At 39.6% G+C, this 18788-nt stretch carries 17 protein-coding genes and 2 tRNA genes; 4 read left to right on the top strand and 15 right to left on the bottom strand.

Annotated features, from left to right (window positions below; translation table 11 throughout):
* Positions 1-116: 116 nt before the first annotated feature.
* Both PQ456_RS07415 and PQ456_RS07410 read right to left on the bottom strand, forming a co-directional pair.
* Entirely contained in the window at positions 117-485 is a 369-nt protein-coding gene (locus PQ456_RS07415; protein WP_273615546.1) for a hypothetical protein, read from the bottom strand.
* 98 nt (positions 486-583) lie between these two features.
* Positions 584-655, bottom strand: a tRNA-Ala gene (locus PQ456_RS07410).
* Positions 656-776: 121 nt separating this feature from the next.
* On the opposite strand from PQ456_RS07410, the gene PQ456_RS07405 reads away from it, so the two are divergent.
* From PQ456_RS07405 to PQ456_RS07395, 3 genes are all read left to right on the top strand, one after another.
* Positions 777-2399, top strand: a complete 1623-nt coding sequence (locus PQ456_RS07405) for a recombinase family protein (RefSeq protein WP_273615545.1) — start codon at positions 777-779, stop codon at positions 2397-2399.
* A gap of 139 nt (positions 2400-2538) precedes the next feature.
* Positions 2539-3513, top strand: a complete 975-nt coding sequence (locus PQ456_RS07400) for an ABC transporter substrate-binding protein (protein ID WP_273615544.1) — start codon at positions 2539-2541, stop codon at positions 3511-3513.
* Positions 3514-3781: 268 nt separating this feature from the next.
* Positions 3782-3865 (top strand) — tRNA-Leu (locus PQ456_RS07395).
* Between the two features lie 73 nt (positions 3866-3938).
* On the opposite strand, the gene PQ456_RS07390 is transcribed toward PQ456_RS07395, so the two are convergent.
* Complete coding sequence (locus PQ456_RS07390) at positions 3939-4901, bottom strand: aldo/keto reductase (protein ID WP_273615543.1); 963 nt, start codon at positions 4899-4901, stop codon at positions 3939-3941.
* On the bottom strand, positions 4902-5297 hold the full coding sequence (locus PQ456_RS07385; protein WP_273615542.1) for a tautomerase family protein: 396 nt from the start codon (positions 5295-5297) through the stop codon (positions 4902-4904).
* A gap of 166 nt (positions 5298-5463) precedes the next feature.
* Between PQ456_RS07385 and PQ456_RS07380 the strand changes: the two genes are divergently transcribed.
* Positions 5464-6345, top strand: a complete 882-nt coding sequence (locus PQ456_RS07380; RefSeq protein WP_273615541.1) for a LysR family transcriptional regulator — start codon at positions 5464-5466, stop codon at positions 6343-6345.
* Positions 6346-6553: 208 nt separating this feature from the next.
* Here PQ456_RS07380 and nrdR read toward each other — a convergent pair whose 3' ends face one another.
* The 11 genes from nrdR to PQ456_RS07325 all read right to left on the bottom strand — a co-directional run bounded on the left by nrdR (position 6554) and on the right by PQ456_RS07325 (position 18629).
* A complete protein-coding gene (nrdR, locus tag PQ456_RS07375; protein WP_204824817.1) occupies positions 6554-7033 on the bottom strand; it encodes a transcriptional regulator NrdR in 480 nt (159 codons plus the stop codon).
* A gap of 123 nt (positions 7034-7156) precedes the next feature.
* A complete protein-coding gene (locus PQ456_RS07370; RefSeq protein WP_273615540.1) occupies positions 7157-7720 on the bottom strand; it encodes a lytic transglycosylase domain-containing protein in 564 nt (187 codons plus the stop codon).
* Positions 7717-8313 (bottom strand): dephospho-CoA kinase, encoded by a 597-nt coding sequence (coaE, locus tag PQ456_RS07365; RefSeq protein ID WP_273615539.1) that lies wholly within the window; start codon positions 8311-8313, stop codon positions 7717-7719. Before coaE ends, PQ456_RS07370 begins: the two co-directional genes overlap by 4 nt.
* Positions 8314-8322: 9 nt before the next feature.
* A complete protein-coding gene (gene mutM, locus PQ456_RS07360; RefSeq protein WP_273615538.1) occupies positions 8323-9168 on the bottom strand; it encodes a DNA-formamidopyrimidine glycosylase in 846 nt (281 codons plus the stop codon).
* A 129-nt stretch (positions 9169-9297) separates the two neighbouring features.
* Positions 9298-11964 (bottom strand): DNA polymerase I, encoded by a 2667-nt coding sequence (gene polA / locus PQ456_RS07355; RefSeq protein ID WP_273615537.1) that lies wholly within the window; start codon positions 11962-11964, stop codon positions 9298-9300.
* Between the two features lie 169 nt (positions 11965-12133).
* A complete protein-coding gene (gene phoU, locus PQ456_RS07350) occupies positions 12134-12793 on the bottom strand; it encodes a phosphate signaling complex protein PhoU (RefSeq protein ID WP_273615536.1) in 660 nt (219 codons plus the stop codon).
* Between the two features lie 25 nt (positions 12794-12818).
* The gene (pstB, locus tag PQ456_RS07345) at positions 12819-13574 is read right to left on the bottom strand and encodes a phosphate ABC transporter ATP-binding protein PstB (protein WP_204824823.1); all 756 of its coding nucleotides are present in this window, start codon (positions 13572-13574) and stop codon (positions 12819-12821) included.
* A gap of 132 nt (positions 13575-13706) precedes the next feature.
* Positions 13707-14894 (bottom strand): methyl-accepting chemotaxis protein, encoded by a 1188-nt coding sequence (locus PQ456_RS07340; protein WP_273615535.1) that lies wholly within the window; start codon positions 14892-14894, stop codon positions 13707-13709.
* A 125-nt stretch (positions 14895-15019) separates the two neighbouring features.
* Positions 15020-15751 carry a response regulator transcription factor gene (locus PQ456_RS07335; RefSeq protein ID WP_204824825.1) on the bottom strand — a complete coding sequence of 244 codons (732 nt, stop codon included), beginning with the start codon at positions 15749-15751 and terminating at the stop codon, positions 15020-15022.
* 89 nt (positions 15752-15840) lie between these two features.
* Positions 15841-17658, bottom strand: a complete 1818-nt coding sequence (gene pnpS, locus PQ456_RS07330; RefSeq protein WP_273615534.1) for a two-component system histidine kinase PnpS — start codon at positions 17656-17658, stop codon at positions 15841-15843.
* Positions 17655-18629 carry a bile acid:sodium symporter family protein gene (locus tag PQ456_RS07325; RefSeq protein ID WP_273615533.1) on the bottom strand — a complete coding sequence of 325 codons (975 nt, stop codon included), beginning with the start codon at positions 18627-18629 and terminating at the stop codon, positions 17655-17657. The genes pnpS and PQ456_RS07325 overlap by 4 nt, the downstream gene beginning before the upstream one ends.
* Positions 18630-18788: the final 159 nt, after the last annotated feature.

The following is an 18788-nucleotide window of genomic DNA, read 5'->3' as shown; positions in this document are numbered from 1 at the left end:
ATATCATCGTTTGATTCATTTGGCAAGACAAAAAGTATACGCTTACATTATTTATTTTTTAAGAGAGATGTGAGTGCTTTTCTTTTTTCGAATAAGTCTTTTAATGTCATTCAATTTTAAAATTCATTCGTGATATTATGCCAGTTCGCCAGATTCGGTAACTTCTGCACTCCCCAATAATCTAATAAGATTTGAATGATTTCCTGATGACTGGATGTGTGGTAAGCATAATGTTGAAAAGCCGATTTGTCGCCTTCAGGTACCAACCGAATCTCAATCACCATCCCTTCCCCTTCATGTTGCTCCGAAGCGGCTTGTATGTAGATACTATGTTCGATGGGCTGACTTGGTGTGATAATGATATAATCGTAGATACCTGTTTGGAAATCAAGAACGATATCTGAAATGACAGATGCTTCGATCGAGTCGTTGTCGTAGATCGTGCCGTTGCTGTCGATGGTGTAAGTAATATGTTGGTAGGACATGAGTTGGAACCTCCTGTAAGTGATATGTATTTGGATTAGTCCTATTATACGCAAAAAGTCCGCTAAACACGAAAAGTGTTTAACGGACTTTTATTTTATGGAGCGTAGGGGGGTCGAACCCCTGACCTCTTCGCTGCCAGCGAAGCGTTCTCCCACTGAACTAACGCCCCATGAATATAACAACTTTTATATCTTACAATATATAAAAATAACAGTCAATATTATTTACTCAATGCATAAATTGAGATTATACTTATTTAAGTGTATATGTCTAAATAGGAGGTTTGATTAATGGCATCAATTAAACGTGTAGTTGCATTTTATAGAGTCTCAACAATATTACAATTAGATGGAGATGATATCCTTTTACAAAAAAAAGCTTGTGAAGATTTTATACATAAACAGAACTGGTCTCTTATCAAAGAGTACAAGGAAAAAGCAATTTCAGGATTTACAGTTGCTATGGAAAAAAGAGATGAAATTCAACGTTTAAAATTAGATGTTCAAAATAATCATTTTGATGCTGTGATTTGTTTTATGTTTGATCGTTTTGGTCGCAAATTAGATGAAGTCTCCGAATTAATACAGTGGTTGCAAGCACACAATATTGAAGTATGGTCAGTTAAAGAAGGAAAGTTTCCTCTAATAGAAGAAAAATCAATAGTCGCCTCTAACTTAATTGAAAATGCTCATCAAGAGTCTATTAATATTTCAATGCGTGTTACTGAGAAACATGAACAGATGTCCAAAGAAGGTATTTATCGCGGTGGAACTGCACCTTTTGGTTACAAGTTGGTTAAAGCTGATCATACAAACAAAAAAGGTCATACCGTAATGAAACTTACTATTGATCCTATAAATAGTCTTACTATTAAGAAAATATTTAGACTTGTCAAAGAATTGGGATATGGAAGTAATAAGATTGCAAAACATCTTAATGAAAAAAATATAACTACGTCTACAGGTGGAAGATGGAACACAGGCTCTATTAATTTTATTCTTCGAAATCCTATTTACAAAGGATATCCTAGCTATGGGAAAAGGACCTCTAAAGAAGGAATTTTTAAAACTCAACCAAAATCTGAATGGACTCTTCCTAAATTACAAGTGAAAGAATTAATTATTATTGAAGAAGCTGAATTTGATTATGTTCAATCTCTTAGAAGTGCTCGTTCACCTGCTAAAATAAAAAATCCTAATTATAAGAGAAATAATGTATCTAATAGTCCTCTTCTACTTGTAGGCATGATTAAATGTGGATATTGTGGTTCTCCCTTAACCACAACTTACTGTAGTAAAACATATAGGCTAGTTGATGGAACAATAAAAAAATCTAAAAAAGCAAACTACCGTTGTAGTGGTAAAGCATTAAGCAAAATTGAATGTTCCGGACAAACACTATATTCTCAAACCAAAATTGAAGACAATGTTATAGAACAAGTAAATATATTAGTACAGGAATTTAGCAAGATCAGTAATAAAATTTCAGTTGAAGTTTATGAAAATGATAATTATATAAAACTAAAAAAAGAATTAAAAGCACAGCATACTGATTTAGAACAAGTGTATAAAGAGTTGTATTCTTTGAAACAAGAAGTACCTAAAAGTATTCTCGGAGAAAGTTCTTTTTCAGTCAAATTATTAAGCGAGTTGATTGAAGATAAAGAAAATTTAGTTAAATCTTTTGATCGATCTATTCGTAATTTACAAAACAATATTAGAAATATGGCAGATGAATTTGATAGGATAGAAAATTTTTTTAATACAATTACTAATTGGACTGAAATTTTTAAAAATAATAATTATGTAGAAAAAAAATCAATGCTTAAAAATGTAATAGAACAAATTATTGTTTTTAAAGATAAAATTGAAGTTAAATTCAGAAATGAAATATTAGAGTTATTAATAAGATAATTTCCTTATCTGCAACCTCAATTCATACTCGTAACACCGCAGTCTGTGACAAGCGGGTGACAGTTGAGCGTAAGCGTTGACTTTGGTTCTGTGTGTATTGGTATAATGAAGTATAGTACTCAGAAAAGAGGCGAAAGCATTGAAATTTAATACCACTTATGCCAAAGCAGGATTGGGATTACTCCTAATGTTGGTTTTTTTGACGGCTTGCGGACAGCCTAAAGAAACGCGTGCCGATATTTTCAATCCAAACGGGATCAAAACGATGCCGATCAATGATTCTTTTGGAACCGTTAGTATTCCTGTATCTCCAAAGCGTATCGCAGTCACTAGCCAGTATGCACTGGATTACCTGAATGCGATTGATGTGAATGTGGCACTGGCTCCTAAGCCGACTGAAAGCAATCCTTTTCCTATCTATATGACAGATGAAGAAAAGAACAATATTTCACTGATCGAAGGCGAAGGTACAGACATCAATCTATCTGCACTCAAAGGGCAAAAGCCTGATCTGATCTTTACCAATAATAGCGATCGTGCCGTATACGATGAATTGTCCAAAATCGCACCTACAATCTATATTGCGCAAATGAATGATTGGCGTAGTGAGCTGTATAACTATGGTACGATCGTTGATAAAGAGACCGCAGTGAAGCAGTTCTTGAATGCATTTCAGCAAGCAACCAATGCAAGCAAATCGAAGCTAACCCCGATTATCGGTACATCCACTGTAGCAGCGGCTTCCATCACCAAAAACGGTATGACATTATACAACAATGCCAAAAATGGTGTCGGTGAAGTGATGTATCAGGATATGGCACTGAAAGCTCCAGCTACTTTGCCAACAGATACAGTATCTGCTCCAGCCACAGTTGCGCAATTGCAAAGTATCAATCCAGATTATCTGTTTATCTCTACAGGGGTTAAAAACGATACACCAGAAGCATTGAACAAACGCATGACAGCTACAGCAGATGGTGCTACATGGAATCAATTAACAGCCGTACAAAACGGGCATGTCTATATTGTAGATCCTTCCTTTTTCAATAATACCCCTCCTGCTAAAACGTATGTATTAGAAACGATTTTGAAAAAAGTAGAAGGTAACTCTTAATCTAGTCAGTCTTCTGAATGATGATTTTATAACAAAATTGCTTATGTAAAAAACAACGGTGAATCAGCGTCCCTTTTGATAGATATTGGGAACAGCTTATATGATTCATCGTTGTTTTTTGTTACATGCTAATTACGTTGATACAACAAGCAAAAAAACTTGTATTCACTTTTCAAATCCGATATAATCGTACTTACGGTGATTTATTCACCACTCCCACATTGACTTCTTAGACATACTTCATGATTAATGTGGAAGTTACATATTCGCGGTCATGGCGGAATTGGCAGACGCGCACGGTTCAGGTCCGTGTGGGCTTACCCCCGTGGAGGTTCGAGTCCTCTTGACCGCATCCCTATTGTTTACTAAGCTTGTCTCGTATATTGCGGGATGGGCTTTTTTATATTTCTATTGCTTTAAAATATTCAATGAATAGATGCTATATGTTCTCTTAATGATGCAGACATAGCTCCAAATTGTAGAACTTGCTCTATTTCATCGATATGCGCTGTACGACTTGCTCCGATCAGCATCGAATCAACTTGCGGATGTTCGATTGTCCACCAGAGTACTAACTGCACCAGCGTACATCCTATTTCTTCTGCTATTTGACGGTACGTATCGACTTTGGCGAAGTTCTCGTTGGTAAAATAGTGCTTAATCCGTTCTTCTCCCTTAGCCAGGCGACTTTCTACAGGAATCTCTTGCAGTGATCTATACCGTCCTGCTAATATCCCTCTTGCTAATGGGCTGTAAATAATCTTGCCGATACCCACTTGCTCACAGTAAGGAAATACTTCTTGTTCTACTGCACGAGCAAGCAAATTGAACTCAGATTGAATCGAAGCACATGCTGTCCATTGATGTGTATGACTGATCTCATAAGCAGAACGTAGCTGATCTACAGCAAAGTTGGAATAACCAATCGCTCTAACTTTACCTTGTTGCACTAGCTCATGTAATACAAATAACGTTTCTTCCAGTGGAGTATGAGGATCGAACTCATGGACTTGATACAGATCGATATAATCGGTTTGCAGACGTTGGAGCGAACGGTCGATCTGTTGTGTAATATGCTGGCGTGACAATCCTTCGTCCATCTTGCCCTCACCCATACGCATGCCTACTTTGGTCGCAAGTATAACCTGATCTCGTTTTCCTTTAAGAATATTCCCAATCATCTGCTCGCCTAATCCATCTCCGATATGATCGATATCTTGCCTTTTTCCATAAAAGTTAGCAGTGTCGATCAGAGTCATACCGATATCTAGACTATGATCTATAATACGTTGTGAAGCAGATGCATCGATCCATCTTCCAAATGCCATCGTTCCCAGACCTACTTTGGATACTGGAATATTCGATTTACCTAATATCTGCTTATCCATTCAATTGTTCTCCTTAACCATCTGTGCCAATCCACTTCCAAATGACCAGTCTTCGAATTCAGTCTCGACCAATATAATAAATACATCTTCGATCCGAATACCCACTTGTTGTGCTAACGCTGTTGCTAACTGTTTATACAGATTTGTCTTCTTGACCACACCTCGACCAGACTTCAAAGTAATCTGGATATATAATAATCCATCTGAACGATCTCCTTGTAAATAATGTCGATCATATACAAACTGTTCTGGCTGATGACTATGAAAGACTTGAAAACAATCATTCTCCGGTACATCGAAACAATCGACTAAAGCGGATAAAATAACCTGACTCATCTGTTGTAACTGTTCTGCATTGTACTGATTATGCCTATAACTTACTCTTGTAAATGGCATATCGCTGATCCTCCATACGATTGAATTGGTTGATACTGATACAAGCTTTTATGAATACTATGATTGTATCTATATTCTCTTTATTTATATAATAGATAATAATCATAAAGATCATTCATTTTACCGATGAAGATAACAAAAGGAAAATGTACTAAGGAGGTGCATTATGGATCTAACAGAATTGATTGCTTTTCAGACCGTCATGCAAGAAGGTACTTTTGCTAGAGCAGCCGAAAAGCTGAATTATGCTCAATCAACAATTACTAACCAGATCAAACGATTAGAAAAAGAATTAGGATTGACTTTGTTTTATCGTAATTGGGAAGCGACCTTAACACCTGCCGGGCAACGATTTGCTGAACAGGTCGATCAATTAATCCATCACTGGCGGTATGTTGGTGATATAGCCAAGCAATTGAATGAAGAAGAAATAGGTACTTTACGGATCGGTGTCACAGAGACATGGGCAGATCGTTATTTGCCAGCTATTTTATATCAATTTCGGCAATATCGACCCAAAATCACTTATGAGATTACTGTGGGTAATTCGGATTTTTTGCAAGAGTGTCTACAGCAGGAGAAAATATCGTTAGCTTTATGTGCAGATTCGGAGTCGTCTCACGATTATGTATTTGAACCTTTACAACAAGAATCAATCTCGCTGATTATACCGGCTAATCATGTATTGGCGAATACCCAAGCAGTGACTATCGACGAGTTATTATCACATTTGTTGATTATCGGACAATCGTCGTGCAAGTATCGCTTTCAGGTGGAAAAAGCTTTTAGAACGTATGAGCAAGAACCGTTATTTTACACAATTAATCAACTTTCTTTAATTCCGCTTTATGCTGAACAATTAAATGGGATCGGGATTGTACCGTCTTCTTTGAGTGTAGATGATACGTATACTGTTTTACCTTTCCCTTCTGTAGATCACCATTTGCAGATTGGCATTTTACAACCCCGGCGTATCAAATATAACAGCGGTATGCAGCAACTGTTTGTAGAAGAAGTTCGGAAGTATTTTAAAAATCTCCGTGAATAGTAAGCTTCAATTCGATATGGATTCAATCATAAATATTCGTTGCTTCCATGCTCCCATATCGCAATCGCCATGTATAAATATGGGATCACAAGAATATGCAATATGCCAAAAAGAGCACTCTACTTGTTACTGTAGAAGTGCTCTTTTTTTGAAATATACAATAGACGTTCATACCTTTATTAGCAATCTTAATGCGATCTAACAGGAATTAGCTATTTGAGCTATCGCTCTCGTCTTCTTTTGACAGCAGACCTTTGAGTTCTTTCATAAACATATTAATATCTTTAAATTGACGATATACCGAAGCAAACCGCACATAAGCTACTTCATCGACAGGATACAACTGTTCCATGACTAATTCGCCTACAGCACGACTTTCCACTTCTGCCATCGCTGTAGTATGTAGACTTTTTTCCACTTCAGAGACGATCATATCCAGTTGATCTACCGATACCGGACGTTTCTCACAAGCGCGAATCAGACCGCGCAGGATTTTGTCGCGACTAAATTCTTCACGACTTCCATCTTTTTTGATCACAATTAGCGGTGTTTCTTCCACCATCTCGAACGTCGTAAAACGGCGATTGCAACTTTCACACTCACGTCTACGACGAATCGATTTATTATCATTGGCTGGACGGGAATCCAGCACCTTGGTTCCATTGTGACTGCAATATGGACATTTCATTGCTCACGTCACTTCCTTTCTCGCCAACCGTTCATTCGGACATCATTTCAGTTAAGTTCATGCATATATATTCAGGATGTGAGTAAATATGAGTTACAGAATCCAACATAGTGCTTGTTCGATCTAAAAGGCATCGTATAATTCAGTATACTGCTTATAATAATATAATACACGTTGGACATAATGTCTCGTTTCCCCGAAAGGAATATCTTTGACATCTTCTAATGTACCGTCCCATTTGCCGGAACTTAGCCATGATTTTACATTACCAGGACCCGCATTATAGGCAGCAATTACAGCAATTTTGTTACCGCCGAACTGACGATTAAGCTGTCTAAGATACCATGTACCAATCTGAATATTCGGATCGATCTCATGCTTGACCGTTTCCAGTGACATGTTGTCCAAGTGCGCTTGCTCCATAATCCATTGCGCCGTATTCGGCATCAGTTGCATAATACCGAGTGCGCCTTTTTTGGATTCCATACTGGGCTTAAAGTTAGTCTCGACTCGAATAATAGAAGCGACTAGAAAAGGATCGACTTCATAAGCAGAAGCATGCGCACGAATCTCTTCTTTATACTCTATCGGATAAATCCATCCTAGCCAGCGACTATTGAAAAAAACCACAATCACAACAAGCACGAATAGCGGTAAAAGAAATCGTTTACGAACCAATTTCTTCATGAAAGACCTTTACTCTGCCAGAACTGTTCCAATTGAGCATACGTGTCCTCAAGGGTACCGCTATTATCAATTACAATGTCAGCTACTTTTTTCTTTTGCTCAATATCCATCTGAGCGTTAATCCGTTTCCAGGCTTGTTCTTCAGTAAGTCCATCACGTGAGATCAGACGCTGTAATTGAACAGGCTGAGGCACATATACGACCATAATCTGATCAAACGTATAGACCCCTTTGGCTTCCAACAACAGCGGAATATCTGCTACAACCAGTGTATCTGGATACTGCTGTTCTAACTCTACCGTACGTGTCTGAATCAATTCACGAATCGCTGGATGGGTAATATCTTCAAGCGACTTCCGTTCTTCTGGATGGGTGAAGATATGTTCCCCTAACTTTTTGCGATTCAGTGTTCCGTCTGCTTGCAACATGTCTGCGCCAAAGCGTTCTACCACTTGAGACAGCACAGGATGATTCGGCATCATCACTTCCCGCGCAATCAGATCCGCATCAATCAGCTTGGCTCCTTTGGATGATAACCATGCCGAGACAGAACTTTTACCTGTGGCGATTCCTCCGGTTAACCCGATATTCATGATATCACCTCAATGTTTCTGACGAGTAGGTAGCGGCTGACACACCGGACAAAAGTGTGTTCCTCTTCCGCCGACAACCGTCTTCTCGACAAGTGTTCCGCATTCATAACAAGGTTCTGCTTTACGACCGTAAATACGTAGACTGTGCTGGAACATGCCCATTTCGCCTTGACCATTTACATAGGACTTGATCGAAGATCCCCCTGCTTCTACAGCATCCGCAAGTGTGGATACTATCGCTTCATGCAGACGGGTTAATTGCTCTGCTGACAATGTATTAGCAATCTGCTCTGGATGAATCCCCGAACGAAACAACGCTTCATCGACATAAATATTTCCGATCCCTACCACATACTTCTGATTGAGCAATACAGGCTTAATCATCGTACGGCGCTTGCTCATCATATGGATAAATTGCTCTGCTGTAAATTCCGGTGCAAGAGGTTCAAGCCCCAGATGCATCAGTGGCTTCGACTGCAAATCTTCATCTTTTTTGAACAAATGCATTGTACCGAATTGACGAACATCTTTATACCGAAGTTCAGTACCATCTGTAAAATGAAAAATCACATGAGTATGCTTCTCAACAGGTTCATCCTGAGTATAAACTCCATAGCGTCCTTCCATACGTAAATGAGAAACCAATACCAAATGATCCATCACAATACGCAAAAACTTCCCGCGACGCTCTACTTTCTCAATCGTATGCCCTTGAAGCTCTATCTCAAACTGCTTATGATCATCTGGCAATTGAACAATACGTGGTAAAGATACCGTAACATGATCAATCGTTTTGCCGGCAACCAAGGTGTTTAACGTGCGTCTAACTGTTTCTACTTCCGGCAATTCCGGCATAACCTTTCACCTTACCTTTAATATAATAAATTTATTTTATATTGAATGAATTTGGATGTCCTTCTACATGCTCGGAGAGGAACTACCATCCCTCCGCTTCGCTTCTCTACCCTTTTAATTATAGACTATTTACTTCGCTTCATACCAGTTCGCACCATAGCTTACTTCAGCTTTGAGAGGAACTGATAAAGACAATGCTTTTTCCATCACTTCTGGTACCAATGTCTTCATTTGTTCCAGTTCATCAGCAGGGACTTCAAATACCAATTCATCATGTACTTGAAGAAGCATACGGCTGTTTAAATTATGGTCTTTGAGCGCTTGATCCATATGCACCATCGCTAATTTGATAATATCTGCGGCTGTACCTTGAATCGGTGTATTCATCGCTGTACGATTTGCAAAAGAGCGCAGATTAAAGTTAGACGAGTTGATATCCGGTAGATAACGACGACGTTCTAACATCGTTTTAACGAATCCATCTTTTTTCGCTTCGACTACGATATCATCCATATAACGGCTAACGCCTTTGAATACTTCTAGATATTGATTGATAAAGTCGCCTGCTTCTTTACGAGTAATGCCTAGATTTTGAGATAATCCATAATCACTGATTCCGTAGACAATACCGAAGTTAACCGCTTTGGCAGAACGACGCATATCGCCATCGACTTGCTCTTTGGTCACGCCGAATACATCCATCGCTGTTTTGGTATGAATATCCATATCATGCAAAAAGGCATCTTTCAAACCTGGATCATCTGCCATATGAGCAAGTACACGCAGTTCGATCTGAGAATAATCGGATGATAAAATACTCCAACCACTTTCAGATGGCACAAATACTTTACGTAATTTACGTCCTTCTTCCAGACGAATCGGAATATTTTGCAGATTCGGGAACTGACTGGATAAGCGACCTGTTGCTGTAATCGTCTGACGGAAAAACGTATGCACTTTGCCAGATTTGGGATGAACTTCTTTCAGCAATCCTTCTACATAAGTGGATTGCAATTTGGCAAGCTGACGATACACCAGAATCAACTGCACGATATCATGATAAGGTGCTAATTTTTCCAGTACATCGGCACTGGTTGAATAGCCTGTTTTGGTTTTTTTCTCTACAGGTAGACCTAGACGATCGAATAGAATCTCACCTAATTGCTTCGGTGAATTCAGATTAAATTCTACACCTGCCATCCCATGAATCTCTGTCACTAATAGATTAATCTTTTGTTCAAACTCTTTGCCTAGTTCACGCAATTCGTCTGTATTTACAGCAACGCCTTGTTTCTCCATATCCGCTAAAATACGCGACAACGGCATTTCCAGATCATTAAATAAGCTGGTCATTTCATTTTGTTCCAATTGTTCACGTTGTAATGGAACCAATTCACGAATCGCTGCTGTTTTGCGTGCAAGATGATGACTCAATACATCTTCTTCAGGCACTTTATATTTAGCCCCTTTACCAAACACCGTCTCGTCTTCTGGCATATGAGGTAGACCATATTTGGCTCCAAGAGCATTTAAGCTTTGTCCTGATTCTGTAGGATCAAGCAAGTAGGCTGCAATCTGCACATCAAAAGAAGCACCTGCAAAAGGAATATCGCTCCAGTACAATACAAGGTCTGCGCGATGTAGATCATGTCCATGCTTCGGAATCGATTCATCGGCTAACCATGCACGTACACCTGCTGCACGCTCACTAAGCAACGTCTCAGGTGTCATAAAGTAATACTGATCTGGCGCTGACAATACAATACCGACCAGTTCAGCATGATGCGGATTATCTCCATGACTTTCGATATGCAATACTTCGACAGTATTCAGTACTTTTTCCAATGCGGGAAGCTGTTCTTCACCTACAATAGTTACTTCTAGTTCAGAAGCTTCCACTTGAGCAGGATCATGCAGATCTTCTCCATCAATATCAGACAGATTAAGACGCTGAATAATCGAATTAAATTCTAATTTACGCAAAGCTACAATTGATGTCACCGGATTGAATCCATCATATTTCATACTTTCCCATGTCGCATCAAAAGGAACATCACGGAAAATAGTCGCTAACTCTTTACTCATCCGAGCATCATCGGCATGTGCTTCTACTTTTTCTTTCATTTTGCCTTTGAGTTGATCGGTGTTCGCTAAGACTTCTTCTACACTGCCAAATTGATGTAACAATTTGAGTGCTGTTTTTTCACCGACACCTGGAATACCCGGGATATTATCAGATGTATCACCCATCAATCCTTTTAGATCAATAATCTGAGCAGGTGTTAAGCCGTAACGTTCTTCGATTTCTGCTGGGCCGTAAGGTTCAATATCACTTACACCTTTGCGAGTAAGTGCAATTTTGACGTGATCTGAAGCCAGTTGTAGCATATCTTTATCACCACTAACGATCAGCACATTACGTCCTTTTTCTTCAGCCGTACGGGATAATGTACCAATAATATCATCGGCTTCATACGTATCTAATTCAAAGTACGTAATACCAAGACCGGTCAATAATTCTTTAAGCAATGGAAATTGCTCGGATAGTTCTGGTGGTGTTTTTTGACGTCCACCTTTGTAATCTCCATAAGTCGTATGACGGAACGTGATTTTACCTGCATCAAAAGCAACCATCACATGTGTTGGCTTTTCTTCTTCCAGCAAGCGAATCAACATATTGGTAAATCCATAGACTGCATTAGTATGCTGTCCACTTTTGGTTGTCATCGGTTGTTGCATCGCAAAAAAAGCACGATAAATAATACTATTTCCATCTATTAAAAGAAACTTTTCCATAGAACCTCCTGTAATTAGAACATCTCTATATTTAACCATGTACTGGTTGATGATTAGGATTAAGATTTGCTCTTTCTATGATACCACAAGCCCTTCTAATCAAAAAATAAAAGCACCGGATTTGTGTCCGATGCTTTGGGATTGCTTTATAATATAACCTATTTGTACATTAACGATTAAGATCAGGACGTACGCCTGTCACAAGGTAGACGACACTTTCGCCAATATTGGTAGCATGATCTCCGATACGTTCGATATAACGTCCTGTCAGATTCAGCAACATCACTTGCGGGCCGTCTACCGCATGATCGATCATATAGTTATGCAGTTCACGAATCATTCCACTATACATATGATCCACTTGGTCATCGTCTACACCGACTTTATAAGCTAGATCTGTATTTTCATCCAGATACGATTGGATCGATTCTTTGGTCATTTGTCCTACGATATCTGCCATACGTGGAATATCTACTAATGGCTGAATCAATGTAGAATCTTGTAGACGCAACGTTACTTTAGCAATATCGAGAGCCAGATCACCCATACGCTCCAGATCACTAGAGATTTTGAAAGCTACAATGATACGACGTAAATCTTTGGCTACCGGTTGTTGTGTTACGATCAGGCGTGAACCGATTTCCATCACTTTCTCTTCTAATTCATTTAACTTATAATCATTACCAATAATTATTTTTGCCTGTTCGATATCAAGGCGTTGTAGTGATAGCACAGCTTCTTCCAAAGCGTGTACTACATGATCTCCCATAGCAGTGAGCAATTGACGTAGCTCTCCTAGACTTTGGTCGAATTCTTTCCGGTTGGGCATGAACAAGTCCTCCTTGGTGTAGGTATTAGCCGAATCTTCCCGAAATATAATCTTCTGTTCGAGAGTCCGTAGGGTTGGAGAACATCTCCGGTGTATCGGATGATTCCACAATTTCTCCATTTAAGAAAAATGCAGTCTGATCTGAAATACGCGCTGCCTGATGCATATTGTGTGTTACCATCACAATCGTATAATCTTTTTTGAGCTCACGCGTTAATTCTTCAATCTTCAATGTAGAGATTGGATCAAGTGCTGAAGTGGCTTCATCCATAAGTAGAATATCCGGTTGACCTGCTAGTGCACGCGCAATACATAGGCGTTGCTGTTGTCCACCGGATAAGCTAAGTGCAGAACGTTTGAGATAGTCTTTCACTTCTTCCCACAACGCAGACTGACGCAAGCTTGTTTCTACGATCTCATCTAGATCTTTTTTGGAAGTAACCCCATGTAGACGTGGACCATAAGCTACATTTTCGTAGATAGACTTGGGAAAAGGATTCGGTTGTTGAAATACCATACCTACTTGTTGACGCAAATTTTCGACTTCTACATTTTCTCCGTAAATATTAGAACCACTGATCTCCACTACGCCTTCGATGCGTGTGCCTGGAATCATATCGTTCATGCGATTCAATGTACGAAGCAATGTTGATTTACCACAACCGGAAGGGCCGATAAAAGCAGTAATCGCTTTTTCTTTAATATCCAAATTAATATGTTTAAGAGCCTGATGTTTCTCATAATACAGGTTCAATTGTTCAATACGTATAATCGCTGACACAAGGTACACTCCCCTGATTTTCAATTCATTTTCGGTGACAAATGTTTTTTACATCTATTCATCATAAATCATATTTGTAAATCCCATCAGTTCGAATTGTAAACGGAATGTAAAAAATGTAAGCCTAATAAATTAACGCTGTAAAGCTTGTGCAACGATACTGGTCAAATGATCCGCTTGATCAGCCGATTTCATCAATTGTTCTGCATTTTGAGAAGCTTGTTCTGCTTCGACTGTCATTTTGCCAAATAATTGATTCGCTTGCTGAATATAGATCATACTTTGATCCATCACTGTCTCGGTCGTATGAGTGGACGAAGCAGATTGCCCAATCATTTCACCAAGTCCGGTAAGTAATCGATTTACATCTGTAGAAAGAGTCGTAATATGCGAAGATAATTTGCGCATTTCTTCTGCGACGACAGCGAATCCTTGTCCTGCCGCTTTAGCGCGGGCTGCTTCTATCGAAGCATTAAGCGCAAGCATATTACTCTGACCTGCAAGATCAGTTACCGTATGCACGACTTTACTTGCTTGCCCTGTGTAATCAAGCATCTGTTCTGCGAGTGTACGCTGGCGCACTACTAACTGTTGTACTTGCTGAAATTGTTGATGGGCTTGATTGAGATCGTGTTGCCCGGATATCGTCTGTTGCTTCATCAGATGAAGCTCCTGATGACTGGCTTGAGCGGCTTGTTGTACCACTTTCACTGCTTCTCCAATCTGCTCAACAAATTGACGTGTGTCGTGCAAAGAAGAAATCCGTCTTTGTTCTGTAGCTAGTTGCAGATGATTAGACAGCTCCATAATATCGCGTATCGTCACTATGCCTGCTAATCGTTCTTGATCTATTAATACAACACATTCATAAAAAGAATCGCCTTCACGAGCCAGAGCAGCATCGACCACGATCCAAGCTTCTGTATCGATGTCCATTACTAACATATTAGACTGACTAAACATCACTGTAGAACGAGTGTCATACAATTCACTAGCGAATCGGCTTGCCATATGTCGATAAAATTGTTCACGCATAACCAGACCTTCTGGGCGCTCCTGTTCATCACACAACACAATACAAGGAAGATGAGTCTGGCGCTTGAACCGAACAAAAGTATCCCGGCATGTTTCTTGAGCACGAATAGCAGGCACTGTTATTACATAATGACGTAGACGAAGTTCTTTTGCATCTGTGTGTATATGGGGTTCTACCTCTGTTGCTATTATCTGATCTACATGTTCTATAATCGCTTGCTTATTCTCTTTCTCTATATCAACCGGCTGCATGATTTCAGGTTCACGTATCAGCATGTCTAACATGATTGATAACCTCTCCTAACGAATTAATATAGTCTTTAAGACTCATAGACTAAGACTAAAGGATCAATGTAAAAATCAATCCTTTAAAATACGCTAAGTATGTAAAAAACGCTCGACACTCCATATTAAATGGAATGTTGAGCGCTTGTTTTTTTGCGTACTACTAATTTATAACCAACCCCACGAATCGAATCGATATGTACCGATTCAGGATCAAGTTCTAATTTTTTACGTAAAGAGCTGACATGTACATCGACAGTACGTTGACCACCAATATAATCGAATCCCCATACTGCATTCATCAGATCGTCCCTTGTCATCACTACTCCTGGTTTGCGTGCCAGATAGAGCAAGACTTCAAATTCTTTCGGACGCAGTGTAATCTGTTGTGTACCGAGGGTCACTTCGTATTTATCAGGATAGATCGTTAAATCACCCAGTTCAATACGACTCTCATGCGATAACTCTTCTTCAGGTTGATCTTCTCTACCTGTTGCACGACGTAATACAGCAGCTACACGTGCTAATAGTTCAGATACACCGAATGGCTTCGTAATGTAGTCATCGGCTCCTGCTTTGAGTCCTTCTACCACTTCTTCTTCTGCATTTTTGGCTGTCAAAATGACTACAGGTGTACGAACCCCTGAACTGCGCAATTTACGCAAAATATCTAATCCCGCCATGCCCGGCAACATCAGATCAAGCAAAATCAATTCAAACGGTTCACTTTGCGCACGATCCAATCCTGCACTTCCATGATCTTCTACAGTGACTTCATATCCTTCTTGTGTCAAATTGTAAGACAACAATCGAGATAACGTTGATTCATCTTCTATGACCAGTAATCGTTTAGCCATGATAACCTCCCACAAGGGTTCGCATTTCATACATCAATGTCAGCATATCACTCTTATGTTAACCCTGTGTAAAATGATGTAATAAAATATCAAATATCTGGTTCATCCTCTTGTAACAACGGCAAATTGACTGTAAATGTTGTTCCAATATTAACTTCACTTTCCACAGTTACCGTCCCGCGATGTAAATCAACAAGATGCTTAACAATCGATAATCCTAGACCCGTACCCCCTGAACTGCGTGAACGGGCTTTGTCTACTCGATAAAAACGTTCAAATATACGTGGTAAATCTTTTTTGGGAATACCCATACCTGTATCTCTCACATGGAAAAGAATACGCTCTTCTCCGTTGTCAGAACCTTTTTCCTCGACTGTTAATCTAACTTTACCACCATCTTGAGTATAGTTTACCGCATTAGAGATCAAATTGACAAAAATCTGCCGTAATCGATCTTCATCGGCTTCCATAAACATTTCTTCCGGCACATTCATATCTACTGTAATATTCTTTTTAGCAGCCGAAGAATTTAACATTTCCCGTATCGTATCGAAAAAAGGCTGTAAATGAATCGGTGAGAAGTTTAGTGGCGAACGCTTGGATTCAATTTTGGATAATTCCAGAATATCTCCGATCAGACGGTTCAACCGTTCACTTTCATCATAAATAATTTGTAAAAAGGCACGCGACGTCTGTTCATCCTGTACACCGCCACCTAATAATGTTTCGGCAAATCCTTTTACAGCAGCAATAGGTGTTTTCAATTCATGCGATACATTCGCTACAAATTCGCTACGCATTTTTTCCAAGCGACGAATATTGGAAATATCCTGAATCAAGAACAACATCCCTCTGTACGTATCATCATCTTCAAACATCGGTACACCATCGATCTGAATCAAGCGTGGCTCTGGATCATACAATGTCTGTTCATCATGAATACGCTCTTTGCGTCGCAATCCTTCACCTAGTAACTTGGTCAATTCATAATGACGTTTTAACTCATGATAAGACTTACCGGTTAGACGCTTAGAGCTGACTCCTAACACTTCTTCAGCGAACCGATTCACCAGTGCTACATTTCCTAACGAATTGACCATCAACATACCGCCAGTCATATTAGCCAGTACACTTTGTAGCAAATCTTCGTTATCGCGAATAATTTTGAGTTGTTTTTCCAGACTATCTGCCATATTATCAATCGCTTTACCTAATTCACCAATTTCATCACGCCGTTCTAAGCGTACACGTGCGCCGTAATCCAGACGGGAAATACGATTGGCAACTACAGTGATATGTTCTAGTGGCTTGGTTAACCCAGATGCTACCCGATAACTTACCACAGCAGCGACTAGAAATAAGATCAGTAAGCTGATACCCATAACTGTCCAGGCGTTGCGTACCCCTACTTCTACCGCTTCCAGACTCATTGATAACCGAATATATCCATCAAACAGATTACCTGCTTGTACAGGAGCTGCAATGTATAACATATTTTTGTCCAGTGTCGCACTATAACGAATCGCACTACCGACCCCACCCGCAGCAGCCGCGCGAATTTCTTCACGATCCATATGATTGTTCATCGTATGTGGATCACTTTCAGAATCGCCAATAACGGTTCCATCTTTTTCGATAAAAGTCACTCGTGAATCGGTTAAATTTCCTATCTGATGGGCTTCTTGCGAATAATATTGAAATACATCTTCAGAAGGCTGACCGTCTGTTCCTGTTGCTTTAAAATCAAATGTGGTTTCTAACAAACGGATCTCACGCACCATATTGTCTTCAAGTGTGGCAATATGTGAGCTTTTGAATATTTGTCCCATTGTGAGTGCTGCTGCTAGACCGAGTACGCCAAGCAGTATCATCAGAATCAATGTCAGACGAATGCGAAAAGGCTTCATGCATCTCTTCCTTTACGATAATTTGAAATACGCATAAAAATAGAATATTGGAGGGTCGCCATTGGTTGTTGTAACATAATCCCGAGTACGACTGGAACCGCAGTCTGAGGGCTAAAATAAGCCATCGCAATCACCATTCCGACCGAGATATTACGCATCCCTGAAGCATAGGCTAGTGTAACAGGCAATGTCTGCCCTTCTCCTTTGCGACGAAGTATAGCAGAAGCCACATAACCCAGTCCATAGCATAACGCAACCAGGAGCAATACAGACGGTACGACTAACAACAGATCCCGACGCAATGTTTGCAATTGAGGTGCAATAGCAGCGGCATTTAACAATACAACACCTGCAAAACATAACTTCGCTAATGGTTGAGTGATTGGAGCAGACCAATCTCTGAATTTGCCACCCGATATCTCGTACACGACCATCCCTGCAAATGTAGGCAATACGATCAGTAACAATAAATCTTTGAACATATGTAAAGTATCGAACTGTATATCTGCACCGAAAAAGACCTCGATTAACAGGGGCACGACAAAAGGGCTAATGGCTGAATCTACGATTACTAGCGTCAATGCTAACGCTACATTACCGAAAGACATTCCTACCCATAATACAGAGGATACGCCTAATGGAATCGCTGCAAATAGCACCAGCCCTACTGTATATGGTGAATCGCTACCAAATAGCAACAATCCCAATCCATATGCGATAAGTGGTGCAGCCACATGGGCTAGCAAAAGAGTAACAATAATCGGTGCAGGTCTGGTCAATACGCCTTTTAAATGATGTCTTCCACAACCAAGTCCCATCACAAACGTAACATAAGCAAATAAGCCTGGAATCCAACCGACAAAAGGTAATAATGGCTTGGATATAAAGAATCCCAAAACCAGTGTACATGGAATAATCAAAAACATATACTTTTCAAACAAACGAGTAAATGTAGCTGCGTGTTCTCTCATTATGTAGTCATCATCTCCAAAAGGTAACATATTTCAGTGGTATATATCACTTATCATAACAAGTATTATCATACCAGAGGTTGTAGAATAAGTCGCTTTCATTGATCGGATGATATTTGAGCTGTATTCAAAAAAAGACGATAGAACAGGTCAATTATG

It is taken from the genome of Paenibacillus kyungheensis, from assembly GCF_028606985.1.
Classification (GTDB): Bacteria; Bacillota; Bacilli; order Paenibacillales; family Paenibacillaceae; genus Saccharibacillus; species Saccharibacillus kyungheensis.
The sequence above is the reverse complement of the archived record's forward strand: the minus strand, read 5'-3'. Positions and strand labels throughout refer to the sequence as shown.